Origin of the sequence: Saccharomonospora cyanea NA-134 (assembly GCF_000244975.1) — a bacterium.
GTDB classification, from domain to species: Bacteria; Actinomycetota; Actinomycetes; order Mycobacteriales; family Pseudonocardiaceae; genus Saccharomonospora; species Saccharomonospora cyanea.
The window spans coordinates 1-26414 of sequence record NZ_CM001440.1 but is presented as its reverse complement, the minus strand read 5'-3'; the positions used below and the strand labels follow the sequence as shown (position 1 = coordinate 26414).

23 protein-coding genes and 2 tRNA genes are annotated in these 26414 nt (G+C 67.5%); 3 read left to right on the top strand and 22 right to left on the bottom strand.

Going from position 1 to position 26414, the window contains the following annotated elements; translation table 11 throughout:
• Positions 1 to 14: 14 nt before the first annotated feature.
• The 5 genes from SACCYDRAFT_RS00120 to SACCYDRAFT_RS00100 form a co-directional block, all read right to left on the bottom strand.
• A complete protein-coding gene (locus SACCYDRAFT_RS00120; RefSeq protein ID WP_005452441.1) occupies positions 15 to 1175 on the bottom strand; it encodes a cupin domain-containing protein in 1161 nt (386 codons plus the stop codon).
• A 9-nt stretch (positions 1176 to 1184) separates the two neighbouring features.
• Positions 1185 to 1409, bottom strand: a complete 225-nt coding sequence (locus SACCYDRAFT_RS00115; RefSeq protein ID WP_005452439.1) for a hypothetical protein — start codon at positions 1407 to 1409, stop codon at positions 1185 to 1187.
• Between the two features lie 177 nt (positions 1410 to 1586).
• Entirely contained in the window at positions 1587 to 1904 is a 318-nt protein-coding gene (locus SACCYDRAFT_RS00110; protein ID WP_005452437.1) for a DMT family transporter, read from the bottom strand.
• Positions 1904 to 2326, bottom strand: a complete 423-nt coding sequence (locus SACCYDRAFT_RS00105; RefSeq protein WP_005452435.1) for a DMT family transporter — start codon at positions 2324 to 2326, stop codon at positions 1904 to 1906. Before SACCYDRAFT_RS00105 ends, SACCYDRAFT_RS00110 begins: the two co-directional genes overlap by 1 nt.
• Entirely contained in the window at positions 2323 to 3063 is a 741-nt protein-coding gene (locus SACCYDRAFT_RS00100; RefSeq protein ID WP_005452433.1) for an SDR family NAD(P)-dependent oxidoreductase, read from the bottom strand. Before SACCYDRAFT_RS00100 ends, SACCYDRAFT_RS00105 begins: the two co-directional genes overlap by 4 nt.
• Positions 3064 to 3185: 122 nt before the next feature.
• On the opposite strand from SACCYDRAFT_RS00100, the gene SACCYDRAFT_RS00095 reads away from it, so the two are divergent.
• On the top strand, positions 3186 to 3833 hold the full coding sequence (locus tag SACCYDRAFT_RS00095; protein ID WP_005452430.1) for a TetR/AcrR family transcriptional regulator: 648 nt from the start codon (positions 3186 to 3188) through the stop codon (positions 3831 to 3833).
• 983 nt (positions 3834 to 4816) lie between these two features.
• Here the strand turns inward: SACCYDRAFT_RS00095 and SACCYDRAFT_RS00090 are convergent.
• The 3 genes from SACCYDRAFT_RS00090 to SACCYDRAFT_RS25360 form a co-directional block, all read right to left on the bottom strand.
• On the bottom strand, positions 4817 to 7423 hold the full coding sequence (locus SACCYDRAFT_RS00090; protein WP_005452424.1) for a phospholipase D-like domain-containing protein: 2607 nt from the start codon (positions 7421 to 7423) through the stop codon (positions 4817 to 4819).
• Complete coding sequence (locus tag SACCYDRAFT_RS00085; protein ID WP_198284966.1) at positions 7420 to 8928, bottom strand: hypothetical protein; 1509 nt, start codon at positions 8926 to 8928, stop codon at positions 7420 to 7422. Before SACCYDRAFT_RS00085 ends, SACCYDRAFT_RS00090 begins: the two co-directional genes overlap by 4 nt.
• A gap of 660 nt (positions 8929 to 9588) precedes the next feature.
• On the bottom strand, positions 9589 to 10011 hold the full coding sequence (locus tag SACCYDRAFT_RS25360) for a hypothetical protein (protein WP_157606452.1): 423 nt from the start codon (positions 10009 to 10011) through the stop codon (positions 9589 to 9591).
• A gap of 54 nt (positions 10012 to 10065) precedes the next feature.
• On the opposite strand from SACCYDRAFT_RS25360, the gene SACCYDRAFT_RS26225 reads away from it, so the two are divergent.
• Positions 10066 to 10260: a hypothetical protein gene (locus tag SACCYDRAFT_RS26225; RefSeq protein WP_157606451.1), complete on the top strand. Its 195-nt coding sequence runs from the start codon at positions 10066 to 10068 to the stop codon at positions 10258 to 10260.
• A 260-nt stretch (positions 10261 to 10520) separates the two neighbouring features.
• On the opposite strand, the gene SACCYDRAFT_RS00075 is transcribed toward SACCYDRAFT_RS26225, so the two are convergent.
• A tRNA-Ala gene (locus SACCYDRAFT_RS00075) sits at positions 10521 to 10593 on the bottom strand.
• Positions 10594 to 10626: 33 nt separating this feature from the next.
• A complete protein-coding gene (locus SACCYDRAFT_RS00070; protein WP_005452422.1) occupies positions 10627 to 10818 on the bottom strand; it encodes a DLW-39 family protein in 192 nt (63 codons plus the stop codon).
• Positions 10819 to 10933: 115 nt separating this feature from the next.
• Here SACCYDRAFT_RS00070 and SACCYDRAFT_RS00065 point away from each other — a divergent pair, with 115 nt between their 5' ends.
• Positions 10934 to 11182, top strand: a complete 249-nt coding sequence (locus tag SACCYDRAFT_RS00065; RefSeq protein WP_005452421.1) for a CsbD family protein — start codon at positions 10934 to 10936, stop codon at positions 11180 to 11182.
• A 58-nt stretch (positions 11183 to 11240) separates the two neighbouring features.
• Here SACCYDRAFT_RS00065 and gvpU read toward each other — a convergent pair whose 3' ends face one another.
• The 12 genes from gvpU to dnaA form a co-directional block, all read right to left on the bottom strand.
• Positions 11241 to 11657: a gas vesicle accessory protein GvpU gene (gvpU, locus tag SACCYDRAFT_RS00060; RefSeq protein WP_005452420.1), complete on the bottom strand. Its 417-nt coding sequence runs from the start codon at positions 11655 to 11657 to the stop codon at positions 11241 to 11243.
• Between the two features lie 130 nt (positions 11658 to 11787).
• Positions 11788 to 12942 carry an FAD-dependent monooxygenase gene (locus SACCYDRAFT_RS00055; protein WP_005452419.1) on the bottom strand — a complete coding sequence of 385 codons (1155 nt, stop codon included), beginning with the start codon at positions 12940 to 12942 and terminating at the stop codon, positions 11788 to 11790.
• Complete coding sequence (locus SACCYDRAFT_RS00050) at positions 12939 to 13412, bottom strand: GbsR/MarR family transcriptional regulator (protein ID WP_005452417.1); 474 nt, start codon at positions 13410 to 13412, stop codon at positions 12939 to 12941. The genes SACCYDRAFT_RS00055 and SACCYDRAFT_RS00050 overlap by 4 nt, the downstream gene beginning before the upstream one ends.
• A gap of 244 nt (positions 13413 to 13656) precedes the next feature.
• A tRNA-Ile gene (locus SACCYDRAFT_RS00045) sits at positions 13657 to 13730 on the bottom strand.
• Positions 13731 to 13779: 49 nt separating this feature from the next.
• Positions 13780 to 14490 carry a DUF3566 domain-containing protein gene (locus SACCYDRAFT_RS00040; RefSeq protein WP_005452416.1) on the bottom strand — a complete coding sequence of 237 codons (711 nt, stop codon included), beginning with the start codon at positions 14488 to 14490 and terminating at the stop codon, positions 13780 to 13782.
• Between the two features lie 32 nt (positions 14491 to 14522).
• Positions 14523 to 17066 carry a DNA gyrase subunit A gene (gene gyrA, locus SACCYDRAFT_RS00035; RefSeq protein ID WP_005452415.1) on the bottom strand — a complete coding sequence of 848 codons (2544 nt, stop codon included), beginning with the start codon at positions 17064 to 17066 and terminating at the stop codon, positions 14523 to 14525.
• Between the two features lie 65 nt (positions 17067 to 17131).
• On the bottom strand, positions 17132 to 19096 hold the full coding sequence (gene gyrB, locus SACCYDRAFT_RS00030; protein WP_005452413.1) for a DNA topoisomerase (ATP-hydrolyzing) subunit B: 1965 nt from the start codon (positions 19094 to 19096) through the stop codon (positions 17132 to 17134).
• A 289-nt stretch (positions 19097 to 19385) separates the two neighbouring features.
• Positions 19386 to 20042 (bottom strand): DciA family protein, encoded by a 657-nt coding sequence (locus tag SACCYDRAFT_RS00025; RefSeq protein WP_005452411.1) that lies wholly within the window; start codon positions 20040 to 20042, stop codon positions 19386 to 19388.
• A gap of 151 nt (positions 20043 to 20193) precedes the next feature.
• Complete coding sequence (gene recF / locus SACCYDRAFT_RS00020) at positions 20194 to 21363, bottom strand: DNA replication/repair protein RecF (RefSeq protein ID WP_005452410.1); 1170 nt, start codon at positions 21361 to 21363, stop codon at positions 20194 to 20196.
• Entirely contained in the window at positions 21364 to 22260 is an 897-nt protein-coding gene (gene gnd / locus SACCYDRAFT_RS00015) for a phosphogluconate dehydrogenase (NAD(+)-dependent, decarboxylating) (RefSeq protein ID WP_005452409.1), read from the bottom strand. It abuts the gene before it with no gap.
• 31 nt (positions 22261 to 22291) lie between these two features.
• Positions 22292 to 23419 carry a DNA polymerase III subunit beta gene (dnaN, locus tag SACCYDRAFT_RS00010; protein WP_005452408.1) on the bottom strand — a complete coding sequence of 376 codons (1128 nt, stop codon included), beginning with the start codon at positions 23417 to 23419 and terminating at the stop codon, positions 22292 to 22294.
• Positions 23420 to 24268: 849 nt separating this feature from the next.
• Positions 24269 to 26011 (bottom strand): chromosomal replication initiator protein DnaA, encoded by a 1743-nt coding sequence (gene dnaA / locus SACCYDRAFT_RS00005; protein WP_005452407.1) that lies wholly within the window; start codon positions 26009 to 26011, stop codon positions 24269 to 24271.
• Between the last annotated feature and the right edge of the window lie 403 nt (positions 26012 to 26414).

The window sequence follows — 26414 nt, the reverse complement described above, 5'->3', positions numbered from 1 at the left end:
ATCGGGACAGCGGTCTAGGCATCCACGACCTCGAGCAGACCTTCCCGCACGAGGCGCCGTACGAGGACCAGGCGGCTGGTCGGGTCGAGATGGTCGGCGAGCTCCCGAACGGTGAGGCCGTCGCTCGCGGCGATCTCGCGGATCGCCGGTTCGAGCCGGTCCGGGACCCGCAGCTCCCGATCACCGAGAAGGACCCGCAGAACTCCGGCCCCACCGGCACGGAGCTCGCACACCGAGCCCGGACGCCTGCGCACCCGAGCGGAGTCGTCCATCGTGGACAGCCGGAGGCGGTCGGAAAGCCCTCCGCGCAGCATCGGCGGCCGGGACGTGAGGAAGCGCTCGACGCGTTCCTCCACCGGATCGGACGGATCCGTCGCCATCAGCTGGGCGCCCAGCTGCTTGAGGTGGCGTCCGAGCTCGTTGACCACCGAATCCCGCTGCCGGTGGTATCGCACCGGCAGTGGCGATGTCCACGCCGGATCGTCGAGCACTCGTGTGACGGCGGCTTCCAGCAGGTCCCGCCACCGCGCCGGATGTATCCCGACGGTGAGATGCCCGGAGACGTCGTGTTGCGCTCGGGCCGCATGTCGAGTGCCCGTCGGCAGGTAGAGGGCCGTACCCGGTTCCAGCTCGACGTCCTCAGCGCCTCGGTCCGCCTCGGCTCCCTCACCCGGAGCGGGCCACACCTGCCACGACTTCGACCCGAACGCCTGCAGCACGAAGACGTCGTGCCGATCGGAATGTGGCCGTAGCCCCTGCGCGCCGGGAGGCGTCACGTAGGCGTTCACCTGGCAGGGATGGCCGAGGCTGAGTTCCAGCTCCCGGAAGAAGCCTGCCAGCGGGGGCCAGTACCGGTGGAGCCCCTGCAACACCAGAGTGGCGCCGCCCTCGACCGCGGCCAGTATCCGTGCCGGGTCCGCGACGCCGGTCACCGGTGTGCCGCCGATCCGAGCCGTGCGCGTGTAGTCCGACAGCGGCAACGTCCGGCCTTCCCGGACGAGCCGGAAGGCCGGACTGCGCAACGAATGCTCCGTCAGCAGCTCGTCCACACCGTCGAGGCTCAGCAGGTCCTCGAACCCGTCCACGGTCGGCCCGTGCACCAAGGCCCGTTTACCCCACACCTCGTCGGCGAACTGGCCGACGTCACCGACGCACCGCTCAAGGGCCCCAGCCACGGCTAACCCTCACGCATCTCGCGAGTCCGTGCTGTCCGCGTCCTGCGCGTCGCTGTCGGCGTCCTGCGCGTCGGTATCGGCGTCTTTCGCGTCGGCGTCCGCGTCCCGCACGTCGGTGTCGTCACCACGGTCGGTGCTGTCGGCGTCCTGGCCCCGGCCTCCCGGCCCGGAGCCACCTCCACCGACGGTCTGCATGTCGTCGTCCCGCAAGGGACGGTCCGGATTCGATCCCATGACGCCTCCAGGCTCTCCTCGCTGGCCGAGTGCTTTCGTACGAGCTACCCGCGGCGTGACGGCCGAAACGAACGCGACACCGCGGGGTGCCCTGGCAAGCGGGTGAGCCTCTATGTCGGCGATGAACCCAGCTTCACCTGGGACGCCCGCCCGCGGTCTCGACCGTTCACGGCCACATCAACCGCCGAGGAGGTTGAGGCCGACGATGCCGGCGAGGATCGCGGCGAGGAGGGCCAGGCGTGGTGGCGTGGCCCTGTCACCGAAAGCGATGATGCCGGTGAGGGCGACGCCGACGGCACCGATGCCCACCCACACCGCGTAGGCGGTTCCGACCGGCAGTTCCCGGAGTGCGAGTGACAGCAGGACCAGGCTCAAAATCGCCAGCGTGATCCCGGTGATGCCCCAGCCGGGTTCGCGCAGTCCCTCGGCCTTCTTCAAGGCGTACGACCAGGCGATCTCTAACAGCCCGGCGAGGATTAGGAGTGCCCAGGCCATCAGCCCCCACCACCCCCGCCCTCGATCCGCACGGCGGTCTGTTGCCTTGGTTTCCGCGGGGTGTCGGTCCTAGCGAGTCCGACGACGCCGCCGATGATCAGGGCCAGACAGGCTGCCCGGGGCCAGGTAAGTGGCTCGTCCAGGACGAGCGCACCGGCGGCGGCGACACCGACCGCACCAAGGCCGACCCACACGGTGTAGGCGGTGCCCAGCGGCAGTATCCGCAGCGCGCGAGTGAGCATGATCAGGCTCGCGATCGCGATCGCGATTCCAAGAACTGCCCAGCCCGCATGCCTCAGGCCCTCGGACGCAGTCAGCGCGAGCGCCCAGAAGATCTCCAGCCCCGCGGCCGCCAGAACCAGACTCCAAGCCGCGACCACGACACGAGGCGCCTGTGGTCGACGGCTCTCTCCGGGACTCATGCCGTGGCTCCGCCGTCGACGGTGATCGTGGTGCCAGTGATGTAGGCACCACCCGGCCCGGCGAGGTACGCGACAAGCGCGGCGATGTCGTCAGTGGTGGCATAGCGCCCCAGCGCGGTCATCGCACGCTCGGCCTCGGCCTCGGGCGCATCGGCCGGGTTCATCTCGGTGTCCGTCGACCCGGGATGGACGACGACGGCGGTGATCCCACGCGGGCCCAGGTCGCGGGCCAGGCCCTTGGTGAACCCGACCAGGGCGGACTTGCTCATCGCATACAGGCTGATCCCGGGACCGGGCACCCGCTCGACGAGGCTGCTCCCGATACTGATGATCCTGCCGCCCGCGCCCATGGTCGGCAGCGCGGCGTGCACGGCTGCGAACACGGCCCGGACATGGATCGCCACGGCATGCTCGAAGTCGGCCAGGGTCAACTCGTCGATGACGCCGGTGGGGAAGGCGCCGGCGTTATTCACCACGACGTCCAGCCCGCCGTATGCCTCCACCGTCGCTGCGACGGCGTCCCGAACCTGCTGCGGGTCCTCCATGGCGGCCGGCACGGCGATCGCCGTGCCGCCGTCCGCCTTGATCCTCTCCACCACGCCGGTCGCCCGGTCCGGAGACGAACGGTAGGTCAGCGCCACGCGGGCACCGTCGCCGGCCAAGCGTGCCGCTATCGCCGCCCCGATTCCCCGGCTACCTCCGGTGACCAGGGCGGTCTTACCAGTCAACGGGCCCATCGCGTCCTCCACATCCATGACCTTCTTGAATTCTGTAGCGATCACTACATTGGATATTATGTAGTGATCGCTCTCGAATAAGCAAGGTACGTTGCCGACGACAAGCAAGGAGGCTCACCCAGATGGCGACACGAGGCCGCCCACGCGCCTTCGATCGCGACGCGGCGCTACGCACGGCGATGAAACTGTTCTGGCGTCGCGGTTACGAGGGTGTGTCGGTGGCGATGCTCACCCAGGAGCTCGGCATTACCCCCACGAGCCTGTACGCCGCGTTCGGCTCCAAGAACGAGCTCTTCGACGAGGCCATCGAGCTCTACGACGCTCCCGGCACCACGCCCACCGACCACGCACTCGCCCTCACGCCCACCCGCACTGCCATCGAGGCACTCCTGCGCGGCAACGCCGACGCCTACACGGACCCGACGACACCGCCGGGCTGCATGATCGTGCTCTCCGCACTCAATCTCGGCGCGGCCCATGATGACGTCGGCCGCGCACTCGCCGAACGCCGCAACCGTGACCGGGCCAAGATCGAGGCTCGCATCGAACGCGGCATCGCCGACGGCGACGTGCCCGCGGGTCTAGACGCGGCCGGGGCCGCGCTCTACGTGCAGACCGTGCTGCACGGCATCTCCATCCAGGCCCGCGACGGCTGCACCCGCACACAGGCACACACCATCGTCGACGCCGCCATGGGCAGCTGGGACGCACTCGTTACCCAGCCCGGCCTACGACCGTCAGGGGCAACGAGCGCGCACCGCGGGGCGTGACGACACTCGGGGCCCAGGACAGTGCGGGCCGCCGCCGCTGGGTCATCCCCTAGGCATCCGCCCACGCCATGCAACCCCTCACGACGCGCCCAGGCTCTCGCACGAGATTTCGGTGCACCCGCCTGGCGAACCCACCCGACGGCGGCAACGAGCTCAACGCGGGAGAACGAGTCCGAGCGCATGAGCCGCACCTGCACTGCTGAACCCCTGGGACGAAAGGGTTTGGAACGAGGTCGGCGACGGTGAATCCTCGGCGAGAACCCTCGTGCACGCCGACGGTAGTCAGTACGCGAAGGTGGTGCCCGCCGACCAGGTGGCTCCCGAGCGCGTGGACCAGGCGAAAGGATCGCGGCGGCCGCCACTCGCTGATGGCGGAGCTGCGACGTGAAGCCTCCGAATTCAGTCCCAGTACCAATATCAGACCGTTCTTGCTCGACGTCAGCAGACCAAAATGACCATCGGAAACCGGCATCCATCGCTGCGGATCACACGCCGCTGATAAGCGGCTCGCCCAAACTCCTCTACTGTGCTCGACCATGACGACGTTCGTATCGGAGTTGTCGGAGCGGCACCCCATCGACGAGGCATGGATTATCCGGGGAGAGTCCTAGGCGCGCGTCCACAAGAAAGGCGAACTGGAATTCAACGGGATACCCGCCAACGCAGGTTTGAACCCAGCGCAGTTGCGCGCTCGCCGTGGCGTTGCTGGCCGCCACGCAAGGGCAGGTGTTGCCCGACACCGACAGCTGGTGGAGCCGAGGCCAGTGGCGCGATAGAAACGAATAAGGGCAACCGCCCGCAACGTCCGCCACATACAGTGGTGGGGGACGGGGCCGACCATTCTCTGGCCGGTCCCATCTCTGTGTCGCTCAGTGTTCGCATTTGCAGCCCCATCGCCTTCGAGGAGCAACACACCGACCTCACGCGACGCCTGGCCCCACGCCCGCCGCATCCGGCGAACGAAGGCACTCTCAAGATCGATATCACTTGGCGTGGAGAGCGGCCATCAGATGTGGAAGGTTGACCTGCGCGTTGTGGGCCAGGTTGCGGACGTGGTCAGGCACCGGTTGGAGTGGATGGGTGCAGCGGGTACTCGGAAGTCCTTCGTCACCGGCGAGCAGGGAAAGTGGTGTGCCTAGTGGAGTGAGGCGGTAGGTCCTCCAACGCGGTGCTGTGGATTCGGCAATCACCACGGTGGCGTTCTCCCGCAGGATGAGGCTTGCTCTGCGGTCGTTGCGGGCGAGCACCACACAATGCGGGCCAGCGAGGGTGGCGATACGGGCGGCGATACGGCGCGGGTTGTGGAACTGGCCGTCGGCTACCCAAACTCTGTCGATGTGTTGGACGGCCAGTCCTTCGTTTTCGAAGGCAGCACGGAGTTCGGCGTGGGGATCGTCCGCCGCGGCGGTAGCGAGCTCGATAAGGGCAGTGACCTCGGCGTGGCTCGCGACTCGCGCGTAGGGCTGGTTGGGGAGATAAAGGTAGTTCTCGACGAGTTCGGGTTCGGCGAAAGGCACCCATTCGCGGGCGCTGTTCCATGCGGCCTTCGCGATGAGATCGTGTTCGGTGCCGCCGTGCAGGTTGGCGTCCTGGCACAACAGGGTGAGGCAGACGGCGGTGAGTGAGCTCATGAAACTCAGCGCCTGGCTGGGTGTTGTGCGGCATTCGTCGTCGGATGGTGAGAGCGATCGGATGATGTCGCGGAGATCTGCACGCCAGGTCTGGTCGGTTCCCCAGATGCCGGCAGCGAGCAGGTCGACGTAGAGACGGGCAACAGTCATGCGCATTTCGAGCGGCGGCGGTGGTTCGCTGTGGACGGCGTGGCAGAGTCGGCGCATCGTGGTGCGCCACTTCTGGCGTTGGGATGGCGGCACGAGCGGGGCGCTCGTGGTGGGGCTGTCGGTAGCGAGGTCGTCGAGGATCTCGTCGGTTTCGTCGTCGGCGAGTTCAGTTTCGTCGGCTTCGGGGCCGACGGTCCAGCCTGTTGCAGTGTCGGCGGGGAGGGTAATGACCACACCGGGGAACACGAGGTTGGTCAGCGACGGCCCAAGGGTTCGTTCGACGCGGTCCAGCCATATGCTCCATCGATCGTCACCCACTGCACTGGACTTGACGGCTATGTTTTTCGACAGCGGCGCTACCGGGGCACGGCGTTCTTTGATCTGGCTGAGTAGGCGGAGAAAGTCGGCGCTAAATCGGCTGGCCAGCACTGGGTCAGTGATCACCTCGTCAAGTTCGTAGTTGCGGATGAGTTTGGGCTGGTCCGGGCGCTCATCGCGGGGGAGGCAGCGGTTGGTGTCGGTGAGGAAGACAACCGGGGAGATGATGCGAGTGCCGGAAACGTTGGCCCAGGCGCGCACAGCTCCGCCGAGCTGTTCAGGCACCCGGAACTCGACGGTCATGGGTGTGCTGGCGTCGGCGGTGACGACGTGCGCCGGTATCCAGGTGTCGGGGGTGCCATCTGGTGAAGTTTCGATGGTGATCGGCTGGCGTGTGGTAGTGGCCAGCTCCACCCTGATCAGATCAGGTAAGCGGCGAGCGCCGAACACGGTCAGGGCGGCAGCACGGGCATCAGAAGGTTCTGCGGGGATGGTGTTGCGGGTGACGAGCGCGGCTCGGCCGACGCGCGCGCCGTCGGGCAGGAGGCTGCCCGCCACCGAATAGGACACCACCAGCTCGCAGTTGCCGCCTGCGGCAGTGGTGGTGAGCATAGCCGCGGCACTGAGGTTCGCGCTGCCGACCAGCGCCGTGGTATCGCCGTTGGCGGTCCATTCGACCAGTTTGCCGTGCCGGGTGCGGTCCTCTCCCAGGAACCGGAACTCTGTTCGGGGCACGGCGGCGCTGGCGTGGTCGAGTGCGCGGCCGTCGTACTGGGAAAGATTGGGTTGCACGGCAAGCGTGACCTGGTCGGGGGCGAACCGTGCGATCAAGGCCTGCACCGCAGCAGCCTGGGCGTCGAAGAACGGCGCCGTCATTCGTAACGACGCCACGGGTGTCGCCGGTAGCTGCTCGATCAGGCTCCGCCGAAGGTTGCCGAACACCCGCAGGCGAGGTAGCGAGCCATCGGTCTCGGCTGGGGCGATCGTATGGCCGACATGCTCGAGGGTCTCGGCGATCCACGACGGCATGGCCACCACTTGTGGTAGGTCGGCAAGCCAGCCGGCCAGATCGCGCAGCGCCACCGGTCCGGGGCCTCGGGAGGCACGGAGTACGAGCCAGAGTTCGTGATTGTGGCCCCAGCCAGACATGGTGGGATTACCGGATCCGATCGCCGCCCATACCTCGTCGTCGCCCGCGAGGATCACGAGCTTGGGGTGAAACGCGCCGCCGCAGTGGGCGTAGCCGTGCTGGTAGGTGCGACCAGCGTGCCGCACGTCGACCGGATCGTGCACAGCTTGGTGGGCGTCGCCGAGCACCGTGATCCGGGCGCCCAACGCCCGTGCGGTGGACACACAGTGCCGTTCCAGGAAAACCAGGTCCAGCGTGTAGCCGGTGATCAGCACTTCCCGCAGTGGTGCGCCGTCATTGCGATCGCGCCACTGCCGCAGCAGTGTGAGTGGTGAGTGGAATTCGTAGCGCGCCTCGCTCATTTGGGTAGCGCCAACCATTCGACGCCGCACGCGGTGACCGCCAACTGGCCTGACTCGGTGGTGAAGAGATCGAGTTGCTCGGCCATGGTTCCGAGCTGCTCGATGCGCAACCCCACATTGCTCGCACCTTCGGCACGGTCGGCGAAATAACGGCCGTTGCGCTCGTGCAGCTTACTGAACAACGTCATCCTGCCGTCGTTGTCCACTCTCATCTTTCGCAAGGCCACCCGCCGTGACTGGGCGAGCATGTCATCGACGAACGCGCGAGCGAGCTCCGCCACGGGGCGGTCGATGTGCTCACGGTGCCGGTAGGCGACCCAGCTCGGGTCCAGGAATTGCCCTCGTCCGCGGGAACGTCGGTTCAGGAAGGCCAGCAAGCAGTGTCCGGATAGCTGGTCTCGGCGGATCCCGCCAAGCAGGAGCACGGCCAGGTCGGCTTCCACCGGTGTCCACTCGTCACGGACCTGCTGCTCCGCGGGCAGTGGATGGCCGTTTTGGTTCACCGTGCGCGGGAAGTCCGCCACGAAGTCGCGCACCGTCCCCGCCGGCGCCTCGCTGCTGATCCAGTCGTACAGGTCCTCACGGGCGACCGAGCCCGAGACGCGGACAACCTGATCCACCAGGGCGGCCCAGAGCCGCCGCCACGCACCCACAGACCAATGCCGCAGCAACACGCCGCGCCACGCGAGAGCGCGCTCCTCGTCGGCCAGCACCGGATCGGCGCTGACGGCATCGCCGTACGCCACACAGGCGTGAAGCGCATCGGTCCACCGCTCGGCTTCCGGACACAGTTGCACGGCTCGCGCCAGAATCCGCAACGTGGCTCGGCGCGTGTGATCGTCGCCGGTCCACTCGTCCGGATCATGAACTCCGGCACGCGTCGCGGTGAACAGCCCGCCGAGTGGCCCCAGGTCTGGTGTAGCCAGCGTGTCCAATGCGAGCACGGCAAGCTCTTCGACGGCGTTCATAGGCGACTTGCGCTTGACAGCGATGTCCAGGAGCGGCTGGAACAGCTGCAGCACCACCGGAGGACAGGGATGCCGGCCCGGCCGCAAGGCACCGCCATCCACTCGTACCGTGCCCAGCGTCATGCTGGGCCCGCCGTACTGGGACCAGAACCCCCATGGTCGCGGCGAGTACGAAGCTCGACCCAGCTCAGCTGCCCCATCGACCGTGCCCTGGTCTACGAGGGCTTTTACCCGATCCAAGCCGTGCGCCTGCCGCCGCGTGTCATGCTTTCGCGACACCAGCGCAAGCCCTACTTCCGCACGCCGCACCAACATCTGACACGCGGCGCGATCGAGACCTTCTTCATCCGCGAAGCCGGACAATGCCCAGTACAACCCGTAGTAACGCACCAACTGCGTCAACGTCGACACACCTGGCACCAGCGTGTCCACCATCGCCATCACCGGCGCCTCCACCGACAGCGGATAACGCCCACCGCGTAGGTCCAGGCCAGGCTCGCACCACGCCGGCCCCTGCACCTCGACTGCCGCCGACACCCCAGTCACCTTCCAGTTCGCCCGTCGCCGGACACGTCACCTGCGCCCACGAGTCAAACACCGAACACGCCCCAGAGCCACCCACACCAGCCGGTCTCGCTCGTTATCGGCGGCAAGATCGCACCAGGAGAACCGCGCTCGCACGCCAGAACCCGCAACAACTGGCCGCTGCCCAGCCTGACCTGCGGAAGCAGCTGTGACAGCAGAGTGACACCCCCATCGCCCTGTCACTTCCCACACTCGCTATGTCGCACCAGTCACCAAGAACGGCTGAAACACTGGCAGGGCGTCCCCTTGTGTTTCAGCCGTCACCTTGCCGCCAAGGTCCGCCACCGCAACGCTGGCCCACAACCGCCGCATACGGCCGAACTGGGCTGCATACAGTCGCACATACGACAAACGCCCCGGGGTCCAACGGCACGGCGAGCCGCAAACCCTCGTCGGTCAGGATGCCCAGCAGACGAGCGATGTCGGCTCCGGGGAGGTCGCCGAGCTGGCCGGGCAGCGCGTCACTGATCGCACGCGTGGGACCCGGTGCGGTCCAGCCTGCCTTACAGCGCGATCCAGTGCGTTGAGCTGTGCCACGACTTCGTCGAAAACCTCCGCCGACGAGGCTTCTTCGACCGGGAGCTATTCATACCTGGTATTCGGCGCACGACCTCAAAGTGTTTCGTTGCATGGCTCTGTTGACGGCTTCGGCTGACGAAGGCGGCCGCCGAGGATATGGGCGGCTCGCCGGTCGGCCTCACCGACCCACGCGGCATAGACCCGCAACGTGGTAGCTCCGCCGCCGGCGTGGCCGAGGCGACCGGCGCACATGCGGGCGTAGCGGTGCGTCACTCCACTCGGGTCGTACGGGCGGTTGAAGGTCGGCTCATACGAGAACAGGAACGCCTCGTCGGTCGGCTCGACGTCGAGCTGCCGCATCGCGTCCTCGTACTGCTCGCGGTGCTCCTGCAAGACCTCAACGGTGGACGGATCGAGAGAGACCCGCCGCATGCGGTGAGTCTTTGTCTGCTTCTCGACAGAGCGGCCGCCGACGCGGACGTAGTTGCGGCGTACCGAGATGTAGCCACCGGCCAAGTCGACGTCGCTTCACGCAGCGCCAGCACCTCGGCGCGGCGCATGTCGGTGACCATGACAAGCCAGACGAGCGTGCCCCAGCTCTCGTCCTGTTCCCACGCCGCCTCGATGATCCAGCTCGCCTGCTCGGCGCTCGGCGGTGCCGGCTGCGGCGCCGACTGCCGCGGCTTCCTCGCCTCCTCCGCCGGGGTCGAGTCGATCCAGTCCCACCGCTTGGCCGCCGAGAACGTCCCGCTCAGCATGAAGTGAATCTTCGAGATCGTTGCGTTGTCCAGCGGCTTGCACTCGTGCGGCAGACACTCCTTCACCACACAGCCGACTGCGACGCAGTCGTGTGGCGGGTAGCCACCGGCCGGCGGGCGACCCGGTGGCCGACGGTGCTTGACCTCGCGAACGCTTACGCCCGCCCCCAGCCTTGGCCATGTCCGTAGGGTGCTCGCAGTCACAATGACTGTCAGACCTCGGAACTCATGAGCAGAATCTGAGGGGTTTTCCCTGGTTAAACCTTGTGGAGCTGAGGGGAATCGAACCCCTGACCTCCGCCTTGCAAAAGCGGCGCTCTACCAATTGAGCTACAGCCCCGGACCGCGAGTCAGAACACCCGCGGGAAAGCTTTCAGTTCTTGCTCGCGGCGTCCGAGCCAGCCTTCGCCGGTGCGCTGCCGTTCGGGGAGACACCGTTCGTCGGGCGCTCGGTCGGTGCGGTGGCTTCACGCCACAGGTCCGCCTCGGCCTTCGCGTCCCTGTTGCGCTTGATCAGGAAGAACACGCCGCCCGCGACAACCGCGAGTGCCAACAGCTTCTTCACGGTGAAGCCCTCCTCGACAACCTGCTGACCGTGCACAGGTGATGTTACTGCACCACGCCGCGGCCGCGTTTACGCGGTCCACCTCACGGGTAGCTCGCGACAGGAGACGGACGAAATGGGAGGAATTGTCATGGCCGGTGGCGGCGACAAGCAAGAAGGCATCAAGGGCGCGGTCGAGGACCTCAAGGGACGCGCGAAGGAAACCGCGGGCACCTTCCTCGGCAACGACGAGATGGAACGCGAGGGCGGCGCGCAGCGGGAGAAGGGCAACGCACAGCAGACGGCCGCCGCGAAGCAGGAGCAGGCCGAGCAGGCTCAGCGCGAAGCCCGGGAAGCCGAGAACCGCGAGCGTCGCCAGCAGTAGAACCGCAGGTGGAGGCCCCGGCCATCTCGGCTGTTCCACGTGGAACACGGAAAGTGACTCAGTAACGCATGCTGGGTAGCGGGAGGCGCCCCAACGCCCATCCGGACACCTCGGTGAGCAGACCTCGCCAATGCACTCCCGGTTCCGGGCCGAGATGGCCGTCCTGCGTGAGCCATTGCGTGTCGCGCAGATGAATGTAGGTCACCTCGCCGTGCACTTCTCCGCGATTCTGCGCGGCCCTTTTCTTGTAGATGGCGGCCTGTTCCCGGTACACGTTCGCGATGTGAAACGCGGCTTCCGAACCTTCCATTTCCACGAGCGTGGCGACCTCGTCCATCCATCGTGGCGCCGTCACGAGATCGCCCGAGATGATTCCGCCCGAAACGCTCAGCGTGACGCCCATGGCGAAGTCCTCCATCTGGTTCGCCGCGTCCACGAAAGCCTGCAGCAGAAAGTCCGGCCGGGCCGCTCCCATCACCCCACCTCCTCGCCCCAGGTCACCAGCTGTCCCGAGGGACTACTACCCGCGGCGGATGCGCCTGAACTGCAACGCTGCCAGGATCACGCCTGCGACTGACGGCCGGCTTCCCGTGACGACGCCCGGCTCAGTGAGGGCGGTCCGGTGCTCTCAGGTGGGGTGGCTGCCAGCGCCAGGTGGGGTTGCCCTCCGGGGCGATGCCCTTGCGCCACAGGGCCGCTGGCATCAGCCGGATCATGGTCACCAGTACCCGGTGCGCGGCTCTGGAGGTGGTGCGTCGGCCGTCCGCGCGGGCGCCCCTGGCGGTGGCCTGGGTTCGCGGGCGACGCTCGGTATCGTAGCGGGCGAGGGCCGCGGCGATCGTGGGTTCGTCGGCGAGGGCCGCGGCGAGCACGACGGCGTCCTCGATCGACTGCCCTGCGCCCTGACCGCGATCCGGGCTCATCGCGTGCGCGGCGTCGCCCAGCAGCGCCACCCGGCCTCGAACGTAGGTCGGCAACGGGTCCAGGTCGTGGATGTCGATGTGAATGATCCGCTCGTCCGGGGTGGCGGCGATCAACTGCGGGATCGGCTCGTGCCAGGTGGCGACCCTGCGGACCACCTCGGCCTTCTCCCCGGCGTAGCGGACACCGGGCTCGTCGGCGGTGGCGACGTGGGCCCAGTAGGCACGGCCTCGGGAGATCGGGTGGATGAGGAAGTAGCCTTCCGGGCCGAGCGTCATGCTGCCGGGCAGGTCGGCGATCTCGGCGATGCCCAGCCATGCGGTGCGGCCCAGGAAACGAGGTGGCGGTGCGTCCGGCCACAGCAGTCCCCTGACGGTACTGCGGATTCCGTCCGCGGCGACGACCAGCTCGGCGCTCAGTTCGGTCTCACCGCACGCGACCGTCACCGAGTCGCCGTCCTGCCGGATCGCGGTGACCTCTGAGCCGGTGCGCACCCAGCCTGCGGGTAGCGCGTCGAGGAGCGTCCGATGCAGGTCCGCCCGGTGGTAGGCCACCAGCGCGGTCGTGTCGTTGGGCCACGCGCGTTGCAAGTAGCGGCCGTCGGGCAGCCGGAGGTTGCCCGAGGCGTGGGTGGGCACTCCGACCGACCGCGCCCGCTCTTCGACACCGAGTTCGGCCAGCGCTCGCAGGGCGTTGGGAGACTGGGACATCCCCGCGCCGATCTCACCCGCCTCGGGGGCGCGCTCCAGCACGGTGGCACGCCAGCCGATCCGGTGCAGGGCCAACGCGGCGGCCAGCCCGCCGATGCCGCCGCCGACCACGATCGCATCCCTGGTCATACCGCCTCCCCGTCTGCCGAGCCCGGGGCGGGTGGCGGTGGCGCGTCGGCGAACACCCCAGCCATCCATTCGAAGGTGGCGTGTGCCTCGCGAACGCGCGCGGCCCGGTCCCCGTCCGGACCGACCAGCTCCAGCCCCCTGCCGGTGATGTCGAGGAACGAGGTGATGCTCGCGAGCTGCCTGCGGACCACGCCAGCCCAGGCGCCTTCCGCCATCCGGTAGTAGACCGTCCGCTCACCCGGCCGGGTTCTGCTGGTCAGAAATCCCATGCTGGACAGCACCCGCAGGTTCGAAGTCAACGAGGCTCGGCTGGCGCCGATGGCGGCGCTGATCTGTCCTGCGGACTGCTCCGGCGGGTCACAGACCATCAACCATCCCAGCACCCGCCCGGCGATCGGTGGCACACCATCGCGTGCCAGGTACATCGAGACCTGCTCCGCCCACTCCAGCAACGTCTCCCGCTCGGCCATGCACACTCTCCTTACAGTTGTTTCAGCATAAGCTAAAATATCTGTATTGAGAGGGGGCTCGCAACACTCGCCACCAGCGGAAGACCACGAAGGAGAGGGAGCACACCGGAAGCCACGGAACCACGGAGTAGTTCTCCGGCTGGGAGCGGAAACGAGAGCGGACGGCTCAGACTCCGGCGGGACGGATCCGGTCAGACAAAAAGGGGCGGTTGACCTGTACAAGTCAACCGCCCCTGATCTGCTGTGGGCCCAGGAGGACTTGAACCTCCGACCTCTTCGTTATCAGCGAAGCGCTCTAACCGCCTGAGCTATGGGCCCGTAACGCTGAACAGCTTACCTCAAGCCGATCAGCGCCCTTTCGCCGGGGTCACTCCCGTTCCGACAGCGTGAGCTCCAACCCGCCGGTGAGCCCGGCGCACACGTTGTAGACGAAGGCTCCCAACGTGGTCAACGCCGAGATCAGCACGATGTTCACCGCTCCCACGATGGCCGCGGCGCCGAACACCGTGCCCGCCGTGATGAGCAGTTCCCCTTCGGCCCCGTCGTTGGCCACCAGCGAGGTGTAGGTGCCGTTGAGGTTGTCCCACACCCCCATGCCGTCCAGCACCATGTACAGCACGCCGACGGCCACCAGCCAGACGAAGAACAGCGCCACACCGAGCACGAGCGACAGCTTCAGCACCGACCACGGGTCGACGCGCTTGACCTGGAGGTTCGCCCTCCTCGGCCCTCGCCCCGGCCTGCGGAACGCGCTCACCGACCGGGTCGAGCCCGCTGTCGCGGCACCGCGCGCCTGCTGGGTCTGGTCACCGGCGCCGCCCTGGCCGAACAGGCCACCGGCGCCGCCCTGCGCGAAGACGGGCTCCCCGGCACCGGCCTCCTGCTGGGGCGGTGCCGCCGCCGACGGCTGGGCGCCCACCTGACTCGACTGGCTCGGTAGCCACTGCGTAGCTCCGTCGTCACCCTCCGACGGAGCTGTCGAGCTGTCCTTGGCCACCCGCTGCCACGGCGGAACCTCCTCCGTACTGGTGTCCGCCCCACCGGAGCCGCGTTGTTCGGTGTTGTCAGGTGGTGTCACAACCGGTCAGTCCCTCTGTCTGTCGCGAGCCACTACTGTTGCTCCGTGTCCGTGTCCGACACGGCATCGCCCTCGGCTTCGACGCTCCCCGCGTCCTCCAACTCGGGGACGTCCGACGGCCGGTCCGCGTTGCGCGCCACGGCCAGCAGAGTGTTCCCCCCGCCAAGGTTGATCAATCGGACCCCCTTGGTCTGCCTTCCGGCCTGGCGAACCTCGGCCGCAGGCGTCCTGATCACCCCACCGCTGGACGTGATGGCGTACAACTCGTCGTCGGCGTCGACGATGAGCGCCGTCACAAGCCTGCCACGTTTCTCGTCGTGCTGGATGGTGAGCACGCCCTTACCACCGCGACCCTGCACCGGGTAGTCCTCGACGGGGGTGCGCTTCGAGTACCCGCCGTCGGTGGCGACCAGCAGGAACGTGCCGTGCTTGACCACGTTGATGCTGAGCAGTTCACCACCGTTGTTGAACCGCATCCCCAGCACACCGGACGTCGCCCTGCCCATCGGCCGGAGCGCCTCGTCGGTGGCGTGGAAGCGGATGGACTGCCCGTCCGAGGACACGAGCAGCAGGTCGTCCTCGGCCGAGGCGAGCACGGCGCCGACGAGTTCGTCGCCCTCGCGCAGGTTGATACCGATGAGTCCGCCCGAGCGCGGCGAGTCGAAGTCGGCCAGCCTCGACTTCTTCACCAATCCCTTCTTCGTACCGAGGATCAGGTACGGCGCCACCTCGTAGTTGGGGATCTGGATGACGCTGGCGATGTGCTCGTCGGGCTGGAAGGCCAGCAGGTTCGCCACGTGCTGGCCCCGCGCGTTGCGGTTGGCCTCGGGCAGGTCGTAGGCCTTCGCCCGGTAGACCCGGCCCTTGTTCGTGAAGAACAGCACCCAGTCGTGGGTGGAGCACACGAAGAAGTGCTCCACGATGTCGTCCTGCTTCAGCGTCGCGCCCTGCACGCCCTTACCGCCACGCTTCTGCGAACGGTAGAGGTCGGTCTTCGTGCGCTTCGCGTAGCCGGTACGCGTGATCGTGACGACGACGTCCTCTTCGGCGATCAGGTCCTCCATCGACACGTCGCCGTCGTAGGGGATGATCTGCGTACGGCGGTCGTCGCCGTACTTTTCGACGATCTCCTGCAGTTCACCGCGGACGATCGCGCGTTGCCGGTCGGGCCGGTCCAGGATGTTCTGCAGATCGGCGATCTTCGCCTCGATCTCGCCGAGCTCGTCGATGATCTTCTGCCGTTCCAGAGCCGCCAGCCTGCGCAACTGCATGTCGAGGATCGCGGTGGCCTGGATCTCGTCCACGCCGAGCAGCTCCATCAGACCGGTGCGGGCCTCGTCGACACTCGGCGAGCGGCGGATCAGCGCGATCACCGCGTCGAGCTGGTCGAGAGCCCTGACCAGACCACGCAGGATGTGGGCGCGTTCCTCGGCCTTGCGCAGCCGGAACCGGGTCCGGCGCACGATGACCTCGATCTGGTGGGCCACGTAGTGCCGCACCATCTGGTCGAGCCGCAACGTCCTCGGCACGCCGTCCACCAGCGCCAGCATGTTGACGCCGAAGTTGTACTGAAGCTGCGTGTGCTTGTAGAGGTTGTTCAGCACGACCTTCGCCACCGCGTCGCGCTTCAGCGTGATCACGATGCGCATGCCGCTGCGGCTGTTGCTCTCGTCGGCGATGTCCGAAATGCCGACGATCTTGCCGTCGCGCGCCAGGGTCGCGATGTTCTCGACGAGGTTGTCGGGGTTCACCTGGTACGGCAGCTCGGTGACCACCAGGATGGTGCGCCCCTTGGCGTCCTCCTCGACCTCCACCACCGCGCGCATGCGGATGGAGCCGCGACCCGTGCGGTAGGCGTCGGAGATGCCCTGCGTGCCGAGGACCAGACCGCTCGTCGGGAAGTCCGGACCCTTGATGCGCTGCATCAGGGCCGCGAGCAGTTCCTCGTCGTTCGCCTCGGGGTTGTCCAGCGCCCAGAACACACCGTCGGCGACCTCGCGCAGGTTGTGCGGCGGGATGTTGGTCGCCATTCCGACGGCGATACCCGAGCCGCCGTTGACCAGCAGGTTCGGAATACGGCTCGGCAGCACGTCGGGCTCCTGGGTACGCCCGTCGTAGTTGTCCGAGAAGTCGACCGTGTCTTCCTCGATGTCCCGCAGCATCTCCATCGCCAGCGGGTCGAGGCGCGACTCGGTGTACCGCATGGCGGCCGCGGGGTCGTTACCGGGCGAACCGAAGTTGCCCTGGCCGTCGATCAGCGGGTACCGCATCGACCACCGCTGGGCGAGCCGCACGAGAGCGTCGTAGATCGCCGAGTCACCGTGCGGGTGGTAGTTGCCCATCACGTCGCCGACGACGCGGGAGCACTTGTTGTACCCGCGGTCGGGCCGGAAGCCCGAGTCGTACATCGAGTACAGAACTCGGCGGTGCACCGGCTTGAGCCCGTCGCGCACATCCGGCAACGCACGCGACACGATCACGCTCATCGCGTAGTTGATGTAGGAGTTCTGCATCTCCTGCTGGAGGTCGACAGGCTCGATGCGGCCGTGGTTGGTCGGCGGCAGGGTTTCGGTCACGGCTGGAAGTTCCTTTCACACGGTCGGACGTCTGGCTTCGCGCGGGTACTCGACAGCAACCCGGATCAGACGTCCAGGAACCGCACGCCCTTGGCATTGCGGGTGATGAACGAACGACGTGCCTCGACGTCCTCGCCCATCAACACGGAGAACAACTCGTCGGCCTGCGCCGCGTCGTCGAGGCTCACCTGGAGCAACACGCGGTTCTCGGGGTCCATGGTGGTCTCCCACAGCTCCTCGGCGTTCATCTCGCCGAGACCCTTGTACCGCTGGATACCGTCGTCCTTCGGCAGCTTCCGTCCCGCCTCGGCGCCGGCGCGCAGGAGCCCGTCGCGCTCGCGGTCGCTGTAGGCGTACTCCGGCTCGGAGCGCGGCCACTTGATCTTGTAGAGCGGTGGCTGGGCGAGGTACACGTAACCCTGCTCGATCAGCGGGCGCATGAAGCGGAACAGCAGGGTCAGCAGCAGCGTGCGGATGTGCTGACCGTCGACGTCGGCGTCCGCCATGAGCACGATCTTGTGGTACCGCAGCTTCGAGATGTCGAAGTCGTCGTGGATACCGGTGCCCAGCGCGGTGATGAGCGACTGGACCTCCTGGTTCTTCAGCACCCGGTCGATGCGGGCCTTCTCGACATTGATGATCTTGCCTCGGATGGGCAGGATCGCCTGGAAGCGCGAGTCACGGCCCTCCTTGGCCGAACCACCGGCCGAGTCACCCTCGACGATGTAGAGCTCGCACTCCTCCGGGTTCCGCGAACGGCAGTCCTTCAACTTGCCGGGCAGCCCACCGATGTCCATCGCACCCTTGCGGCGCACGAGGTCGCGGGCCTTCCGCGCGGCCAGGCGCGCCTGCGCGCTCGACACGGCCTTGTTGATGATGATCTTGGCTTCGGCCGGGTTGCGCTCGAACCAGTCGGCCAGCCACTCGTTGCAGGTGGTCTGCACGAACGACCGCGCCTCGCTGTTGCCGAGCTTGGTCTTGGTCTGGCCCTCGAACTGCGGTTCGGCGAGCTTGACGGACACGATCGCCGCGAGCCCCTCGCGAACGTCGTCGCCGGTGAGGTTGGCGTCCTTCTCCTTGAGCAGCTTCTTGTCACGCGCATAGGCGTTGACCACGCGGGTCAGTGCGGCGCGGAAGCCCTCCTCGTGCGTGCCACCCTCGTGCGTGTTGATCGTGTTGGCGAAGGTGTAGACCGACGGCGTGAAACCGCTGTTCCACTGCATGGCCACCTCGACCTCGAGCCCCTCGCCCTTCTGGTCGAACGAGATGACGGTCGGGTGGATGGCTTCCTTGGAGGCGTTGATGTGCTTGACGAAGTCCTCGAGGCCGCCCGGGTAGTAGTAGGTGCGCTCCTTGATGCCCGCGCGCTCACCGGTGGCGTCCTCGTCCGGCTCCTCCGAGACGCGCTCGTCACGCAGCACGATGGTCAGGCCCTTGTTGAGGAAGGCCATCTCCTGGAGCCGCCGGGCCACCGTCTCGGCGCTGTAGGTGGTGGTCTCGAAGATCTCCGGGTCCGCCCAGAACGTGACGCTGGTGCCGGTGCGGTCGGTGGGTCCCTTGTCCAGCAGGTCGCCGGGCACCGACTTCTCGTAGTGCTGCACCCAGACCTTGCCGTTGTAGTGCACCTCGACGTCGAGCGCGGTGGACAGCGCGTTCACCACGGAGACACCGACGCCGTGCAACCCGCCCGACACCGCGTACGACTTGCTGTCGAACTTGCCGCCCGCGTGCAACTGGGTCAGCACGATCTCCAGGGTGGGTTTGCCGTGCACCGGGTGGATGTCCACGGGGATGCCCCGGCCGTCGTCCACGACCCGGACACCGCCGTCGGCCAGCAACGTGACCTCGACGCGCGTCGCGAAACCCGCCATGGCCTCGTCGACCGAGTTGTCGACGACTTCCTGGATGAGATGGTGCAGCCCACGTTCACCGGTCGAACCGATGTACATGCCGGGGCGCTTACGGACCGCCTCCAGGCCCTCGAGCACCGTGATGGAGGACGCATTGTATTCGCTGTTGTTCGCTGCCACCGGCTGACTTCTCCTCGTCTCGCCCAACGGACATCCTGTGACTTAAGGTCCTACGTCGGGCCCGAAGCTGACACTCGTTCCGGCACCAATCCGGCTTGCCTCCACAAGTTTACTTGGCCAGTCGCGCTTACAGGCACCAAGGACACCTCTGGCTGCGTCACAGAGACACGATTTCGGCCGGGTGCGAGTCCGGCCTTAGGCGCTACCTGTGCCGACCCGTGCTGCGCGGTTTCAGGCGGGTGCGCGGAAGCGGTGCCGACTCGGCCGTGCGCGGTGTCCCCACCACGACTCAACCGTAGGTGTCGCGGGGGCCCCTTCCCGGAATGTGCCGCGGCCCCTTTCGCCAACTCGGGGCCGTCGGTCCCTGGATCCGCATCCTCGTGACCACGCCGTTTCCGACGCCCGCTGCGATTCTTGCCAGGAGCTGCCGTTGCAGCAAGCGCAACTGGGTGGCCCATGCGGTGGAACTCGCGCGCACGGTCAGCTCGCCGTCGTTCAACGCCACCGGCTGGGCGTGTTCGGCGACCTCCGCCCCCACCAGGGCCGACCACTGTCCGAAGACCCGGCCGTTCACGAGCCGCGTGGTCCAGCCGAGTTGCGTCGACATCCTCGACACCAGGCGACCGAACGGCTGTGGATCCCGCTCGTCCGCCCCCGGCCCCGACCAGCGGCGCCGCCGGGGGTTCTGCCCCGGCAGCCCGGGCACCGTGCGGCTTCCGGCCGCCCCCGCCGTTCCCGGCCTGCGGGCGCCCGGCTCGGTTCCCCGCGCCGCGGCGCGTTCCTTCGCCGCGCGCAACGCGGCCCTGGCCAGGTCCCGGCCCTGTGGATGACTGCCTTCGTGCCCCTGGGAGACCGCCGGAGCGGAGTGACCCCCGGCCTCGTTCGGCCCAGCCCCACTGTTACGCTCTGTGCGCCGTTCGGGGGTTCTTTCGTCGACAACGCTCACCAGAGGACTATGCGTTCCTCCTTCCGGGACTTTCGTTACCCGGAGTGGTAACGCGCTACCTGAGTTATCCACACTATCCACAGACTTATCCCCAGGTCGGTGGGTAACTCGCGTATCGGCCGTCACGTTTTGTTGTGTGGACTCCTCGAGATCAGCCACGGGTCACCTCGCCCTCCGACACGCGGTAGTGCACGCCGTCCAGCTCGGCAGGCACGTCACCCTCCACCGCGGCGGTCACCAGCACCTGCTCGGCCTTCGTGGCCACGTCGGCCAACCGAGCACGACGCCGCGTGTCGAGTTCGGCGAACACGTCGTCGAGCAACAGGACGGGTTCCCCACCCATCTCGCCGCGCAGGAGCTGGTACGAAGCCAGGCGGAGCGCCAACGCGAACGACCACGACTCGCCGTGGCTGGCGTAGCCCTTCGCAGGAGCCTGGCCCAACACCAGGTCGAGGTCGTCCCTGTGCGGCCCCACCAGACTCACGCCTCGTTCCAGCTCCGCGTCCCGCGACTCCCCGAGCACGCGCAGCAGAACCTCCGCCAGTTCCTCGCGCGTCACCCTCGGCCCTTCCGGGGTGCCACTGCCCTCCGGCAGCGCGGTACCGAGACTCGACCGGTAGGAGATCAGAGCGGGACGTGAGTCGGGCGCGACCTCCGCGTAGGCCGAGGCCACGAACGGCGCCAGGTCGGCCACGAGGTTGAGCCGTGCCGCCAGCAGCTCGGCGCCGGCCGTCGCCAGGTGGTTGTCCCACACCTGCAGCGTCGAGGCCGCGTAGGGGTCCTCCTCGCCGCGGCCACGGCGGGAGGAGGGTCTGCCCATGCTCTTCAGCAGCGCGTTCCGCTGCCGCAACACCCGTTCGTACTCCGACCGCACACCCGCGTACCTCGGGGCCCGCTGCACGAGCAACTCGTCGAGGAACCGTCGCCGCTCGGAAGGGTCGCCTCGCACGAGCGCCAGGTCCTCGGGCGAGAACAGCACCGTCCGCAGGATGCCCAGAATCTCCCGCGGTTTGCCGACGGCTCCGCGGTTGACCCGAGCCCGGTTCGCCCGCCCCGGGGCGATCTCCAGCTCCACGGTGAGCTCTCGACCCTCGTTCACCACGGCCGCGCGCACCAGGGCCCGTTCGCACCCGTGCCTCACCAGCGGGGCATCGGTGGCGACACGGTGCGAGGAGAGCGTCGCGACGTACCCGACCGCTTCGAGCAGGTTGGTCTTTCCCCGCCCGTTGGGGCCCACCAGCACCGTGGGCCCGGTCTCGAGCGGGAGATCGACGTGCTCCCACGACCGGAAGTCGGTCACCTGGAGGTGCCGCAGGTACACCTAGCCGGATACCTTCTTCGTCTTGACGGCGTGTCCACCGAACTGTTCCCGGAGAGCCGCGACGGCGCGCATCGCCGCCGAGTCCTCCTGGCGCGACGCGAAGCGCGCGAACAACGCCGCCGAGATCACCGGGGCGGGAACGGCGTTGTTGATGGCCTCCTCCAGGGTCCAGCGGCCTTCCCCGGAGTCCTCGACGTAACCCTCGAGGTCGTCCAGTTCCGGGTCCTCCTCCAGAGCGCGGACCAGTAGTTCGAGCAACCACGACCGCACCACGGTGCCGCGCTGCCACGCCTTGATCACAGCGGGCACGTTCCGCACGACCTGCGAGGCGTCGAGCAGCTCGAATCCCTCGGCGTAGGCCTGCATGAGCCCGTACTCGATGCCGTTGTGCACCATCTTCGCGTAGTGCCCGGCGCCGACACCGCCCGCGTGGGCGAAGCCCTCCTCACGTGGTCCCTCGGGCCGGAGGGCGTCGAAGAACGGCATCGCGCGTTCGACGTCGGCCTCGTCGCCGCCGACCATGAGGCCGTACCCGTTCTCCTTGCCCCACACCCCGCCGGAGACCCCGACGTCGAGGTAGCCGACCCCGTGGCGGCCGAGCAGTTCGGCGTTGCGGGTGTCGTCGGTGTAGCGGGAGTTGCCACCGTCGATCACCAGGTCGCCTTCGTCGAGCAGTTCCGCGAGTTCGGCGACGGTCTGCCGGGTCGGCTCGCCGGCGGGCACCATCACCCAGACGACCCGCGGCGCCGAGAGCGCCGACACCAGGTCCTTCAACGATGCGGTGTCGCTGACCTCGGTGTTGCGGTCGTAGCCCACCACCTCGTGGCCGGCCGCCCGAAGGCGTTCCCGCATGTTGAAGCCCATCTTGCCCAGACCGACGAGTCCAAGCTGTGCCATTCGCATGCTCCCCTTCCAGGTGTACCGCTGCTCAGCCGGGAAGCCGCACCGGCATCAACAGGTAGAGATAGCCGGGCACGACGTCACCGCTTTCGTCGGCAGGCTTGAGCAACGCGGGCCGGTTCGGCGTCGTGAACGTCAACTCGGCCCGCTCGGCGTGCAGAGCGCCGAGGCCGTCGACGAGGTAGGTCGGGTTGAACGCGATGGTCACCGGTTCCCCCTCGTAGTCGACGGGAAGCTCCTCTTCCGCACTGCCTTCGTCGTCACCGCCTGCCGAGAGCCGCAGCGAGTTGTCGGCGAACTCCAGCCTGACCTGGGTGCCCCGTTCGGCGACCAGCGACACGCGCTTGATCGCTTCGATGAGCGCGGGGACGTACAGGATCGCCCGCGAGGAGTGGTCGGACGGCAGGAGCTGCCGATACGGCGGGAACTCCGCGTCGAGCAGGCGCGTGGTGGTGAACTTGCCTCCGCCGGAAAGCCCGAGCAGACCGTCACCGCCCGCGAGACCGATCTGCACCTTCGTGCCGGCAGAGCCGAGAGACTTGGCCGCGTCGGCGAGCGTCCGTGCGGGCACGAGCACGGCGGAGTCGGAGATGCCCTCGGCTGGCTGCCAGTCGAACTCGCGCATGGCCAGCCGGAACCGGTCGGTGGCCACGAGAGTCAGTGTGGTGCCGGTGATCTCGACGCGCATGCCGGTGAGCATGGGCAGGGTGTCGTCCTTGCCTGCCGCGACCGCCACCTGGGCGACGGCCTGGGCGAACGCGTCGCCCGCCACTTCCCCGGCGAGTTCGGGCTGTGCCGGGAGCTGCGGGTAGTCCTCCACCGGCATGGTCGGCAGGCTGAACCGGGCGTTTCCGCAGGTGATGGTGGCGCGAGCGCCTTCGACCGCGATGTCCACGGGTTTGGCGGGCAGCGACTTGGTGATGTCGGCGAGCAACCGGCCCGACACGAGCGTGCGGCCCTCGTCGGAGACGGTGGCGGGCACCCCGACCGTGGCCGAGACCTCGTAGTCGAATCCGGAGACGGTCAGCGCCTCGGTACCGCCACCCGTGTCGAGCAGGACTCCACCGAGCACGGGAACGGGCGGCCTCGACGGCAGACTCCGGGCCACCCATGCGACGGCATCGGCAAGTCCGTCGCGCTCGACGCGGATCTTCATGCGCCCATCCTTTCGACAGCCGAGCCGGTTGGAGCTCGTGAGATCGCATACCGCCGGTGGATGACTCCCGGCGAGGTCTGTGGGTCCGCACGGCGACGGATCCCGTTGGCCACTGGCCAACAGTCGTGGGCCACCGAGCGCACCGACGTGTGGACTTCCACGGTAGAGCGTGCTGACTTGCGGCCTCACCTCGGGCCACGGGTTCCCCGGAGCTTCTCGGAGCTTCTCGGAGCTTCTCGGAGCCCTCCGGCGGCGAGTTGTCCCCAACTTCGCGTCGAGCCTGTTTTTCTTCTTTTCTTCTCAGAAGAAGAACAAAAGCAGTCGTAGTAGTAAGGGCTGTGGATTGTGTGGATAACGCCCGTTGCCGCAGGTCATTAGCCACATCGGCGTGTGGACAACCTGGGGATGGGCCCGTGGACAACTCGGGGCATCTGTGGATGAACGGGCGCCAACAACGAACTATCCACATCTCGGCCAAGTTGTCCACAGCTCTATCCACAGATTTGGGCTGAGTTATACCCAGGTTGTGCACCGCCCATACACGTGCCTGTCACCGGAACGAGTGACGGAAGCCTCGATGTGGACACAAGTGTGGACAACCTTGTGGAGTACCTGTGGAAAGACTGTGGACTACTGTGGACAAACACGCGTCTTCCCTTGTCGGCGTCTTCATCCACATGTGTAACACTCGATCGAGTAACCCTGTGGATAACTCGGGAAACCAGCACGCGGGCTTTTTTCTGCCGAAGCAGGCGAGCACCGCAGGACCGCGCGTACGAAGGTGAAAAGACGACGAATCCGCGCCCGACCACGTCGCGAGCGCGGAGAAGAGGGGGAAGTGCTACGGCGTCACTGGCGAGCGCACTGCTTGATGCGGGAGGTCAGCTCCTGCACCTGGTCGTAGATGCGGCGCCGCTCCGCCATCTCCTTGCGGATCTTCTTGTCCGCGTGCATCACCGTGGTGTGGTCACGGCCACCGAAGGTCTGACCGATCCGGGGCAACGACATGTCGGTGAGCTCCCGGCACAGGTACATCGCGATCTGCCGTGCCGTGGCCAGGGCCTTGGTCTTGCCGGGCCCGCAGAGATCGTCCATCGTGACGTCGAAGAACTCCGCAGTCACGCGCATGATCGTCGACGCACTGATCTCGGGTGCCTGGGAATCGGTGGGAATGAGGTCGCGAAGCACTATCTCGGCGAGCCCCACGTCCACCGGCTGCTGGTTCAGCGAGGCGAACGCCGTCACACGGATCAGCGCGCCCTCGAGCTCGCGGATGTTCGCCTCGATGCGGGCCGCGATGAACTCCAGCACCTCACCCGGAACGGCCAGGCGGTCCTGAGCGGCCTTCTTACGCAGGATCGCGATGCGGGTCTCGAGTTCCGGCGGCTGGATATCGGTGATCAAGCCCCACTCGAACCGCGTGCGCAGCCGCTCCTCCAGCGTCTCCAGCCGCTTCGGCGGGCGGTCGGAGGACACGACGATCTGCTTGTTCGCGTTGTGCAGCGTGTTGAAGGTGTGGAAGAACTCCTCCTGGGTTCCTTCCTTGCCCTCCAGGAACTGGATGTCGTCGACCAGCAGGATGTCGATGTCGCGGTAGCGACGCTGGAACGCCACCTTGCGGTCGTCGCGGAGCGAGTTGATGAAGTCGTTGGTGAACTCCTCCGTCGACACGTATCGCACCCGCATGCCCGGGAACAGCCGTTGCGCGTAGTGTCCGACCGCGTGCAGAAGGTGCGTCTTGCCGAGGCCGGACTCGCCCCAGACGAACAACGGGTTGTAGGCCCGTGACGGCGCCTCCGCGACGGCGACGGCCGCCGCGTGCGCGAAGCGGTTGGAGGCACCGATGACGAACGTGTCGAAGTTGTACTTCTCGTTCAGTCTGGTCTTCGACGTCTGCGGCTGGGCCGGAGCGGTGTAGGGCTGCCCGGCGATCGGCTGACCCGAGAAGGTAGGCCAGATCTCGTGCACCGCGGCCAGGGCCTCGCTCTCCTCGTCGACCTCCTCGTCACCCTCGTCGCCCTCCGGGGAGTGCTTGGGGTGCGGAGCCGGCGGCTGTGGTGGCCCGCCGGGCCGGGGCGGCGGATGCGCCGACGGCATCGTCGGTGGGTGCGCGCGGTGAGTCAGCCCCGGGATCCGGGGCTCGACGGTCTCGGTACGGGGCCGGATCGCCGGAATGATGATGGTGTCCTCGCCCGACGGCAGCGGTGGCCGTTCCGGGTGCGCGCCGACGGGCCCCGGCCCGTAGTGGCCGGAAGGAGATACCGGCGTGACGGACGGCGCGGGGTTGCTCGGCGGTGCGGGCGGAGGAGGTGGGGGAGGCGGTGCGCTCTCGGCGGTGTCGACCTTCACTGCGAGGGACACCTCACGACCGAGGTGCCGGGACAGTGCGGAGGTGATGGGTTCACGCAGCGCGCGCTCGATGGCCTCCTTGGCGAAGTCGCTCGGAGCGGCCAGCAGCGCCGTGCCGTCCAGGAGGCCGATGGGACGGGTCACCCGCATCCAGGCGCGTTGTTGCGGGGACAACGTTCCGTCGGAGAGTTCCGCGACAACCTGCTCCCAGACAACAGCCAGATTCAGCTGATGCTCAGACACGCTGCTCCGCTCCCCTCCCCTCGACCTTTCTCCCCTCGACGGCTCGGCGGAGCGTCACGGCAGGTCGGTGTGGCCACCCGCGTACGCAGCAGGTATCCACATAGTTGTCCACAACTGTGCACCAATGTACGCGCGACCCGCGGACCCTCCACCCCACGGGATCATGGTTTCGCCCCGGAACGAGTCTCCCACCCCTGCGACCACACTTCGCGACCCGGTGGGTTCGTCGAAGTCCGAGGAGGGGCACGCTAACAAGCCGTGCGCGATGCCACAAGGCTTGCGTGATGGCAAGGAAATCACGGGCTTTGGCGTGTCGCCAGTGGTGTTCTGCGAACGGGTGACCGGGGCCTCGACCGACTTCGCCGGGCTTTCGTGATAGCCGCAGACAGGGGGCGGTGTCGCA